Source organism: Xanthomonas sp. XNM01, assembly GCF_014851915.1.
In the GTDB taxonomy this organism is placed as follows: Bacteria; Pseudomonadota; Gammaproteobacteria; order Xanthomonadales; family Xanthomonadaceae; genus Pseudoxanthomonas.
This window is the reverse complement of record NZ_JACVAP010000013.1, coordinates 1-1,192: the sequence shown is the minus strand read 5'-3', so window position 1 is coordinate 1,192 and position 1,192 is coordinate 1. Positions and strand designations below refer to the sequence as shown.

1 rRNA gene is annotated in these 1,192 nt (G+C 53.1%); it reads right to left on the bottom strand.

Annotated elements, in window-relative coordinates:
* Positions 1-1,153, bottom strand: a 23S ribosomal RNA gene (locus IB242_RS20245); the annotation flags it as partial.
* Positions 1,154-1,192 lie beyond the last annotated feature (39 nt).

Below are 1,192 nucleotides of genomic sequence, written 5' to 3'. Positions count from 1 at the left end.
GTTTGTGCACCCCAAGCTTCGGTTTATCACTTAGCCCCGTTAAATCTTCCGCGCAGACCGACTCGACCAGTGAGCTATTACGCTTTCTTTAAAGGGTGGCTGCTTCTAAGCCAACCTCCTGGCTGTCTGTGCCTTTCCACATCGTTTCCCACTTAGTGATAATTTGGGACCTTAGCTGTGGGTCTGGGTTGTTTCCCTTTTCACGACGGACGTTAGCACCCGCCGTGTGTCTCCCATACAGTCCGTCTCGGTATTCGGAGTTTGCAATGGTTTGGTAAGTCGCGATGACCCCCTAGCCATAACAGTGCTCTACCCCCGAGAGGATACATATGAGGCGCTACCTAAATAGCTTTCGAGGAGAACCAGCTATCTCCGGGTTCGATTAGCTTTTCACTCCTAATCACACCTCATCCCCTACCTTTGCAACGGGAGTGGGTTCGGGCCTCCAGTGCGTGTTACCGCACCTTCACCCTGGGCATGACTAGATCACCCGGTTTCGGGTCTACAGCCCGCGACTATGCGCCCTATTCAGACTCGGTTTCCCTTCGCCTCCCCTATACGGTTAAGCTTGCCACGAACTGTAAGTCGCTGACCCATTATACAAAAGGTACGCAGTCACCCTTGCGGGCTCCTACTGCTTGTACGCACACGGTTTCAGGGTCTATTTCACTCCCCTCTCCGGGGTTCTTTTCGCCTTTCCCTCACGGTACTGGTTCACTATCGGTCGGTCAGGAGTATTTAGCCTTGGAGGATGGTCCCCCCATGTTCAGACAGGGTTTCACGTGCCCCGCCTTACTCGTCTTCACTGGCATGGCCCTTTTAAATACAGGGCTATCACCTTCTATGGCCAACCTTTCCAGGTTGTTTTTCTAAAGCCATACCAGCTTAAGGGCTAGTCCCCGTTCGCTCGTCACTACTTAGGGAATCTCGGTTGATTTCTTTTCCTCCGGTTACTTAGATATTTCAGTTCACCGGGTTCGCTTCCAGCAGCTATGTATTCACTGCAGGATACTGCCGAAGCAGTGGGTTTCCCCATTCGGACATCGCGGGATCAAAGCTTATTGCCAGCTCCCCCGCGCTTTTCGCAGGCTGTCACGTCCTTCATCGCCTCTGACCGCCAAGGCATCCACCGTGTGCGCTTATTCGCTTGACCATATAACCCCAAGTCGCCTCGGAGTTACATGCCGTGTCG